Source organism: Nostoc foliaceum FACHB-393 (assembly GCF_014698505.1).
Lineage (GTDB): Bacteria > Cyanobacteriota > Cyanobacteriia > Cyanobacteriales > Nostocaceae > Nostoc > Nostoc foliaceum_A.
On sequence record NZ_JACJTD010000125.1, the window covers coordinates 1 to 8407 of the forward strand.

Consider the following 8407-nt stretch of genomic DNA (forward strand, 5'->3'; position numbering starts at 1 on the left):
ACTTTTCATGACTATTGCTCAAATATACACAAACTACGGCGATTGTTTAGCCTTGAGATACTTGATGGAATTATCGGCAGAATACTTTGGATTGATCGGAGTTGAATAAAATGTATAACGAATACGATAATTTGAGTTTTGAAGAACAATTGCACTTAACCGAATCCCTTGTCAGACAGCGACACAATCAGCAGATGTTCTTGCGCCGAAATGCTCAACTTTTACAGCAGGAGTTAGAGCTTGAGGCTGAATTGTTAGAAGACAATCCAGAGTTTGCCCAAACTATTCATGCTTTCAATATGCAGGAGATTCAGAGTAATCAGCAAGGGTTACAGAATATTCTAGGTTCAGAAGAATTAGCTTCAAAAGAGCAAAGTGTTTGGAGTAAGTTTTTTCCTGGTTTAGGAGAATGAATGAAAATTTTTGATATCAGAGATTGCCTCAGTTCATTAGTTAAACAAACAACTCAAGTCGGTATTGTATTTTTAGTAATGCTATTGCTAACTCGTGACCACCCATCTGCATTCGTAGTTAATTCAAGCACAAGTTTTAAGTATTGTATTTGTTGCCTATAGTGAGGTGCGAAGGCAAGCGTTGGGCAAGAATTAATCTTCAAAACATATCAACGTTCACTCTGTTAGCTATGTTTTACAAATGAAAGATTACAATTTATCTATATATATGGATACTGAACGGGATTTCTTATTTTTCAACGAAAGAATCGCTACCAAATATAATCCCTTTTATGAAGGGGAGTATCTGGTAATCCAGTCTTATCCCCGTGAGCATAAGCTAATGGTTGAGCATCGCACTTTTGATTACAAAAATGCCAAAAGTCATTGCGAACTAGAAAATCTAGCTCATGACTATACATCATTTTCTCTTAAGATTTTTCACGATGATAAACTGTGGGAGGTAAACTATAAAGGGGAGCCACAAAGTATTTCTAAGCAACAGAATTGGAGAATTGCCCAAGAATATTTAGAAGCTCACTACGATCCGCATACTGATGCTGAAATGGTCGTATGCCAATGCAGTTACCCCTACTTTTCGTCACTCACTACTCATATTAGCAACAGTGGTGAGTCCATGACTTCGTGGCAAGCGCTCACTTGTCTAGTTAGAGACTTGGGGCGAGATATTCAAACCTGCCCCAACTGTAATGCATCCTTAGTTCGAGCAGATGAATCGGAAGATGATAATTTTGATTTTGATTTTGATGACCAAGTTAGCCGACCAATAGTTTGCATCGGTTGCGCTAACTATCACGGAGTTGAGTATGGGGACAACGTGCTAGTCTGCGGGATACACCCGAATGGATGGGATAGTGAAAATTGCCCAGATTATCATCCGTGATATTTAAAATGGTAAAAAATTGACCCGCTCTCTAGTATGCTCTTCTCAAAAAACCACTACTCAGATAGGCATTAGGCATTGTCATTGCCGCTATTAACTGCTATGTCGAAATGCAATACGTCTTCACGATCGCCCAGCTTTGTATAAAGTTTAATGGCTGGCTCGTCACCGATATCCGCCTGGACGAAAATGACATAAGCTCCATAAGCTGCTGCTACTTCCTTCAGCTTCTGAATTAATGCCGTTGCGATTCCCTGCCGTCGGTGTGCGGCGGCAACAGCTAGATCATAGATATAAATCTCACTGCGCTCCTGCTCGAACTTTTTAAGCTCGTATGCAGTAAGACCGCCAACGACTTCACCTTCTTTCAATGCAGCGATCGCAATGAAGTAGTCACTATCGAGTAGTTGCCGCAGATAGTCTGCACTAGGGGGATTTCCATAGGTCTCCACCTCATCGAATGCCTCACCAAAGGTCGCTAATAGAGCTTCCATCAATGCAACGTCCTCCGGCACAATCTGTTGAATGCTTAAGTTCATTAGTATTTCCTAAGCTATATTCCTGCTGAACGGCTAAATCCTGCTCGTTCATACAATATCAGACGAAAGGGCTAAACCAAAAAATCATACGCTTTTCTAACAAGGGCGTGGTCTACAGCGAAAATAAATTAATCGATGTCAAGCGATCGCTGAAGACATTGTGGACATTAGCAACGTCTGCCGTAGGAATCGCACTTATACTAATATTTTCTCAATTTCTTTTAGGATCTCAGCTAAAAAAGGAGCATCTGATTTAACGATATTATCCTCACTCCCATCATGTTTATGATGAGGAAAGGTAATCAGATTTAATTTTCGGTGATGTTCAGTATTGTCATAGCGAAAAATTAGATTATTCTCTGAATTCATATATTGATAGCTATACATTTTTCTATCAAGAGATATTTCAACATAAACAAATTCCCTCAGATGCAGCAACGAATTATCTTTAAATTCGAGCTTGGCTCTGAGAAAACCTTCATATATTCCTCTTTTTTCAGTTTCTAAATTAAATATTTTAACTATTTCTGAGGATTCGATTAAAATCCGAATTTGCTGAAAATAATCTTCAATCAACAAAATCAATCTCCTCTATCGACTCTTTTGTTTTTTGTAAATGTGCCAACATTCGAGCTTCTCCAATCCACTCATCATAGTCAAAATTATGGGATAATTCATCATTATTAAACTGAGTGAGAAATTCCTCAGTCGATAATTGATATTTGGTTTCAAAATCCTGAATCCGTTCTTCTGTTCTTTTGATTCCTGCTGTCACACTCTGTAATCTTTCTGACAAAGCACTTTGAATAATGCGTCTGAGGGAATCTGGATCTTTTGACCGGAGTTTGAGTTCAGCCATTATTTTTTCTCTCTTGCTACTGTTAAATTCACAAAATAGTCCTTGAATGAGCAGTTGTTATTGTATATGGAAATGCAAAATAATCTGTGAGCAATAGTACTTTTTTGATTTCACTTTCTTAGGCTCTCACTTCAAACAGTTATCAGTTATCAGTTATCAGTTAAAACCCAAGGACTTTACGACTTTACTGATAACTGATAACTATTCAGTGTTAAAAGCCATCGCTCATCCAAAAGAAATCTTTCAATAAAAACCTTGTACTATTATTTCTTACCTGCTTGCACACGCCCTTTTGTACCTTGTGTCACCTTCGATTTTTCTTCCTTGCTGGAGTTGACCATTTTTACCAAGTGCTGATTTAGATAACTTTGCGCCGAGATATACAGACTTTCCCAAATCTCTTGATTGCGGCTGATTTTTGTACCGACTGTATTTCCTGCTGTTTTCTCCGACACTAAGTATTTACGGAAGTAGTTATTCCACAAGTGTTGCAGAAAATCTTCAGCGAATTCGTTAAACGGCAGAATCCATTTATAGTCCTTGTCTAAAAATACCCGATAGGATGCAATTATCGGTAGTGCCAGGTCAGTTGGCGCACCAAACCCAAAAGAGTATTTACTGTCCGGCAATAACGTCGTTTTACGTATATCAATTGATGCTAGGTCGTTAGCACCCTTTCTTCTGGGGTTGCTGATATAGTCTTGGATTATTTCGTAGAGTCTTTGCTCTATCCACAAAGCATGAGTCAAGAGAGGCAGTAAGGCGGTTAATCTTTCCCTTTCTGCGTCTGTGATGTTACTTGGAAGACTCATTCCTGCTGGGTGTTTGGTTCGTTTATTGCCGTCAGGGTTGTATTTATTTCTGTCGAGGCAGTAAAGGAGCTTCAGCAAATGGGTAACATTACACTGGGCATTTCTGGGAGCGCCGCTTTGGTTTTGGTAATAGGCGATGCGGAATTTTCTATCTTCTGCTCTTTCTAACTGAGCTAAGTACTGCTTGATGAATTTGTAATCACCCCTGGCGTTGACTTTGGAGCGAGAATCTACTGGCGTTGTAGTATTTGAAGCTAGGGCTATATCTTTAGCTGATTCTTCTGTCAGCCCGATGTGAATCGTAACTTTTACTCTGGCTTCGGTTAAATTGTAGTTGTAATTTTTCGCTTGCTCAAAAGCTAAAACTGTATGCCCACCGTTGATAATGCCATCGCTACCGCCCTCCGAGGCTTCTAAAATTTCTAGCTCCAGTTCAGTTTTGTTCTTGACAGGTTTAGCAATATTAGCTGATAGAACGATTCCACTATGACGAGAGAAGAATTTTGCAGGTTCGGTGGTCAGTGAATCGAAGATTTGTCTGTAGGTCGCGCTTTTGCGGTTCGGTTCGCGGATGTTCGGTTCTAGCGGCAGGTCTATCGGGAACGAGTCTACATGAGCGGTGGCGATGATGCAATTGGGGTTGGCTTGAAAATAGTTATCTATCTTTATGTTCCAAGTTTTGGGCATACAATATGTGCAATGTCAGGGGAATTTCTATGTTAGCGCTGCTGTAACCTTAATTATTCTCTTTCTTCACGACTAATAAGCTAGCAAACTAGCCAAATGATTGTCCCCAATGCGAAGAGTTCTCTTTCTTTTAAGGGAACCTACCTCCTTGGACGGTTACATTTCATTCAGGCATACCCAAAGTTTTTAATGTCAAAAGTTTTACGATTTCTTTGTCAAAAATTTTCTGCTTTAGCTGAGACCACTTGAGACCAAAGACTGATTTCTCAATTGATTGACACCAATAGGATTAAAAAGTAGCTAAATTTTTTCTGGATAGAAAATAATATATTTTTCAATTTTTACCATGTCCAAAAGTATTTTACCTCAAGAGGTTTCTCAACAACAAGTAACATCCCAAACTAGAGTAGTACAAGAGTCTTCTGCTGGGGGACTAGATCCTGATAGATTAGATTGCCAAGAAGTTTGGTATCCTGTTTGTTACATTGAAGACTTAAATAAATCTCAGCCAACTCGCTTCACCTTGCTAGAGCAAGATATTGTTCTGTGGTGGGACAAAAATGAACAGACATGGCGGGCATTTATAGATCAATGCCCACATCGTTTAGCGCCCCTTTCCGAAGGCAGAATCAATCATCAGGGATGGCTAGAATGCCCTTATCATGGCTGGGCTTTTTCGGGAACTGGTAAGTGTGAGATGATACCACAACAAACACAACAAACAAAAGCAGAAGTTTCTCAAAGGGCTTGTGTGACAACACTACCCACCACAGTTCGTCAAGGAATGTTGTTCGTCTATCCTGGTCGAGCAGAGAATGCAGTTCAAACTAAAGTTCCTGTTGTTGAACCACTAGAACTTGACCCAGATGGTTGGATTTGCCTTAACACCTTTAGAGATGTACCCTATGATGCCCTGACATTAATGGAAAACGTTCTTGACACCAGCCATATTCCTTACACTCATCACCGTACCGTCGGGAATCGGGCTAACGTGTCTCCAATAGATTTAGAGATTATAGAATCGGGAAAGTGGGGGTTTAAAGGGACTTGGGCAGAAGGTCCGCGCAAAGGAACTTTAGGGCAGCAGGATACTACATTTATTGCTCCGGGATTGATGTGGCACGACCTCACCTCCAAACAGGCAGGACACTAACAGTGGTCTATGCAACTCCGATTCGTAAGGGAGAATGCCGCTTATTTGCCCGCTTTCCCTTCAAGTTCTCTTCTATTTTACCAGGGCTATTTCTGAAGCTGACTCCGCGCTGGTATGCTCATATTGGTCAAAATCGAGTCCTTGAAGACGATCTGATTTTTTTACATTATCAAGAACGCTACCTCGAAAAACTTGGTGGTAGCGCCAACTTTACTAAAGCCTTTTATTTACCAACCAAAGCAGACCTTTTCGTATCTGGGTTACGTTCTTGGGTAAACCAATACAAGGCTGAACCATTTAAAGAAGTACAGTCTCTACCACTACCGCTATCAAAAGAAGTGTTACTCGATAGGTATCATTCCCACACAAAGAAATGCGCCAGTTGTAGACCTGCTTTAGCTCAGGTGCAGCGCTTGAGAGTAGGACTAGTGCTGGTGGTAGCTTTAATTTGGGGATTGCTTCCCTTATTGATGTTGATTCCGAATCAGATTTCTATTATCACTATTGTTGTTTCAAGCCTAGTTATGATAATTGGCCTTTTGATCTGGCTTGGTTTGGGCAAGTTAGAGCAACAGTTTTATCAAGGAGGGGAAATCCCACCTAGAAATCTGCCAGGGTAAGACATATTTTTGTTTTTGCCTCAAGTAATAGAATTTTTCCACTACCGAATTTTTCAGATGGTTGAAGTCAACTTTAATGTTTGGGGTAACGGTTCTATCAACCGTTCTGGGCGCATTGCTTCTGAGGCACCAACCTATGTTGTTATTCATGGCTATCAAAACACTGGTGGCAATGCAAGCAATAATTACAAACCCGCTGACTGGATGGAAAATATAGCCCAAACCATTCGGCAACGTGAGTCAAATGCTAATATCATTCTGCTAGATTGGGAAGAAGGAGCCGGTTCCTTGTGGTATCCCACTTCCGCCGCCAGAACACGCGATGTTGCTAATCAGCTGGCTAACTACTTAATAAATAATGGTGTAGATCCCAATACGGTTCGGATAAGCAGGGGAGGCAAGAGGGTATATATTCAGCCATTCTTTTCTCCCCCTGCTTCTCTTCTCCCTCTGCTCCACCTGCCTGCCTCAACTAAGAAATTCCTTAACCGAACGGTATTGGTGTAGATCCGACTTACACCAACCTGATCGGGCATAGTCTGGGAGCGCACATTGCTGGATTCACTGGTTCAACCTACCGTTAATCTACAGGGCGTTCTCTTGCTCAAATAGTAGGTTTAGATCCAGCAGGACCTGGGTTTGAAGGCAAAGCAGCAAGCGATCGCTTAGATCCAAGTGATGCAACTCGGATCGTCTCTATTCATACTAGTGAAGCTTTAGGCTATGATGAGCGGTTGGCTACCCTGGATGTCTATGCCAACTGGAACGATCTATTCCAGCCTGGACAGTGGAATTTTGCTGGTAATCATGGTTATGCCAATATTCTCTATACAGAATTAATCCAAGGCAATAGCTTTACCCAGTCCAACGGTATTCTCTTAAACTTGAATACAGTAGTCAATGCTGAATCGTCTAACTACCTTTAGCCGACATCACCTCAGAGAGGTCGGCATCACCGTGGTGGGGTAGCAGGACTATATCGCTATAATCGCGCTACCCGACCACGATGATGCCTATTCAACGAAATCCTAAATAAGTGTAACTACTGGTTATATATCATTGATGAACTATATTTATCTGGAGGAATTGTCAGGTACGGATCTGGCTCATGATCATTCCAGTTAGCACCAGTCCCCCTCCAAACCACCCTCGTACCCCAAGGGTTTCGCCAAGCAGCAAAAACGAGAATATCGCTGCGAACACTGGCTCAAGTGCGTAGAGTACAGCTGTCTCGTGGGCTGTGACCCAGCGCTGCGCTACTGCCTGAGTCCATGTGGTAGCAGCGGTACCAATCAGACCGAGATATAGGAGTGCATTGAAGTTTCCACTGATAGCTTCAAATTGTTCTCGGACTTCAGGGGCTGCCCAGCATCCCCCCAGCAGTGCTACAGTAATTAGTTGGATAGCAGTGAGTGGCATGGGTGGATGGCGTGACGTGACCGCATCGAGCAGGAGTATATAGATTGCATAACTTAGGGCGCATACGAACATCCATAGGTCACCGATGCCAAGTGCTCCGCCTTCCCAGGACATTACTCCAATGCCAATAAGAGCAAGCCCAGCCGAGAAGAAAGCCCTTACAGGTACCCGTTGCCCCAGCAGTGGTCCGAACAACGGCACTAAGATCACGTTTAGACCGATAATAAATCCCGCCCGATTTGCAGAGATCGTTTCCATCCCAATCGTTTGACTGGTCAAGGAAGTAAAGAATACAAATCCAAGAAGTACTCCGTCGCGCACTAAGCGTGCATTTGGTCTTCCAGCAAAGGGGACAAAAACTAGTGCTGCCACTGCAAACCGAATTGCAATTAGCGAAGCTGGCGAGAGGCTACTGACAACATCCTTGATAACTGGAAAAGTTGTGCCCCATATTAATGTTGTAGCAACGAGTAGAATGATGCCCTGGGTGTGCCGATACTTCTGTGGTGGAGAAATCATGGTATACCGTATTGCTGGGGGATTAAACCGTGGTGTGTGCAGAAAAAAATCCCCTTTAGGGTAAAATTAGCGAATTTGGCACAATTCCCACGTAACGCCTAAAAGTTTTGCTATTAAAGGGTCACAAAAATAAAATTGCTTTTTGACTCGAAAATTCTTAAAAATCCTGTTTTTGCTGTGCCCATTGCCCCATAACCTATTTGATACAATGAAAACATCCTTAACTTGTCGTTACCCTTAAGAGTTGCAACACGCCTTTAGAAATATTTTTAATACTTTCGCCAACATTGTCTGGGCTAATTTTTCCACTATTAGGCAGGACTTACGCAACTGGCACAAATAGCGGGCGGGGCGTAGCCCTGCCACACGACAACTTAAATCAAACCAAGCACATAGGAATACTTGGGCGTTTTAGTTGCTGAATTAAATAATTGGAAAGCAAA

General features: G+C 41.8%; 9 protein-coding genes and 2 pseudogenes. 5 read left to right on the forward strand and 6 right to left on the reverse strand.

The genetic code is table 11. The annotated features are described in order from the left end of the window. The first annotated feature begins 110 nt into the window (after positions 1 to 110). Positions 111 to 413, forward strand: coding sequence for a hypothetical protein (locus H6G92_RS37165; RefSeq protein ID WP_190901663.1), 303 nt, complete (start codon positions 111 to 113; stop codon positions 411 to 413). Between the two features lie 241 nt (positions 414 to 654). After that, positions 655 to 1356: a hypothetical protein gene (locus tag H6G92_RS37170; RefSeq protein ID WP_190901680.1), complete on the forward strand. Its 702-nt coding sequence runs from the start codon at positions 655 to 657 to the stop codon at positions 1354 to 1356. A 71-nt stretch (positions 1357 to 1427) separates the two neighbouring features. Here the strand turns inward: H6G92_RS37170 and H6G92_RS37175 are convergent, their stop codons facing one another. The 5 genes from H6G92_RS37175 to H6G92_RS37190 form a co-directional block, all read right to left on the reverse strand. Beyond that, positions 1428 to 1850 carry an AAC(3)-I family aminoglycoside N-acetyltransferase gene (locus tag H6G92_RS37175; protein ID WP_242059498.1) on the reverse strand — a complete coding sequence of 141 codons (423 nt, stop codon included), beginning with the start codon at positions 1848 to 1850 and terminating at the stop codon, positions 1428 to 1430. Further along, entirely contained in the window at positions 1822 to 1947 is a 126-nt protein-coding gene (locus tag H6G92_RS40700; protein WP_277926940.1) for a hypothetical protein, read from the reverse strand. Before H6G92_RS40700 ends, H6G92_RS37175 begins: the two co-directional genes overlap by 29 nt. 143 nt (positions 1948 to 2090) lie before the next feature. Next, on the reverse strand, positions 2091 to 2474 hold the full coding sequence (locus H6G92_RS37180; RefSeq protein ID WP_190901667.1) for a toxin-antitoxin system TumE family protein: 384 nt from the start codon (positions 2472 to 2474) through the stop codon (positions 2091 to 2093). After that, entirely contained in the window at positions 2464 to 2754 is a 291-nt protein-coding gene (locus H6G92_RS37185; RefSeq protein ID WP_179076954.1) for a hypothetical protein, read from the reverse strand. Before H6G92_RS37185 ends, H6G92_RS37180 begins: the two co-directional genes overlap by 11 nt. A gap of 263 nt (positions 2755 to 3017) precedes the next feature. Then, positions 3018 to 4253, reverse strand: coding sequence for an AIPR family protein (locus tag H6G92_RS37190; protein ID WP_190901669.1), 1236 nt, complete (start codon positions 4251 to 4253; stop codon positions 3018 to 3020). A gap of 346 nt (positions 4254 to 4599) precedes the next feature. Between H6G92_RS37190 and H6G92_RS37195 the strand changes: the two are divergent. The 3 genes and pseudogenes from H6G92_RS37195 to H6G92_RS41000 form a co-directional block, all read left to right on the forward strand. After that, positions 4600 to 6026 (forward strand): annotated as a pseudogene (locus tag H6G92_RS37195) (aromatic ring-hydroxylating dioxygenase subunit alpha). Between the two features lie 15 nt (positions 6027 to 6041). Continuing rightward, entirely contained in the window at positions 6042 to 6533 is a 492-nt protein-coding gene (locus tag H6G92_RS37200) for a hypothetical protein (protein WP_190971578.1), read from the forward strand. Positions 6534 to 6628: 95 nt separating this feature from the next. Continuing rightward, positions 6629 to 6952: pseudogene (locus tag H6G92_RS41000) on the forward strand (hypothetical protein); the annotation flags it as partial. A 163-nt stretch (positions 6953 to 7115) separates the two neighbouring features. On the opposite strand, the gene H6G92_RS37215 reads toward H6G92_RS41000, so the two are convergent. After that, complete coding sequence (locus H6G92_RS37215; RefSeq protein WP_190901674.1) at positions 7116 to 7964, reverse strand: DMT family transporter; 849 nt, start codon at positions 7962 to 7964, stop codon at positions 7116 to 7118. Positions 7965 to 8407 lie beyond the last annotated feature (443 nt).

What these genes read in the sequence shown, in the direction of transcription:
- H6G92_RS37165 (WP_190901663.1), top strand. Translation starts at nt 111, where the DNA reads ATGTATAACGAATACGATAATTTGAGTTTTGAAGAACAATTGCACTTA.
- H6G92_RS37170 (WP_190901680.1), top strand. Translation starts at nt 655, where the DNA reads ATGAAAGATTACAATTTATCTATATATATGGATACTGAACGGGATTTC.
- H6G92_RS37175 (WP_242059498.1), bottom strand. Translation starts at nt 1,850, where the DNA reads ATGGAAGCTCTATTAGCGACCTTTGGTGAGGCATTCGATGAGGTGGAG.
- H6G92_RS40700 (WP_277926940.1), bottom strand. Translation starts at nt 1,947, where the DNA reads ATGAACGAGCAGGATTTAGCCGTTCAGCAGGAATATAGCTTAGGAAAT.
- H6G92_RS37185 (WP_179076954.1), bottom strand. Translation starts at nt 2,754, where the DNA reads ATGGCTGAACTCAAACTCCGGTCAAAAGATCCAGATTCCCTCAGACGC.
- H6G92_RS37190 (WP_190901669.1), bottom strand. Translation starts at nt 4,253, where the DNA reads ATGCCCAAAACTTGGAACATAAAGATAGATAACTATTTTCAAGCCAAC.
- H6G92_RS37215 (WP_190901674.1), bottom strand. Translation starts at nt 7,964, where the DNA reads ATGATTTCTCCACCACAGAAGTATCGGCACACCCAGGGCATCATTCTA.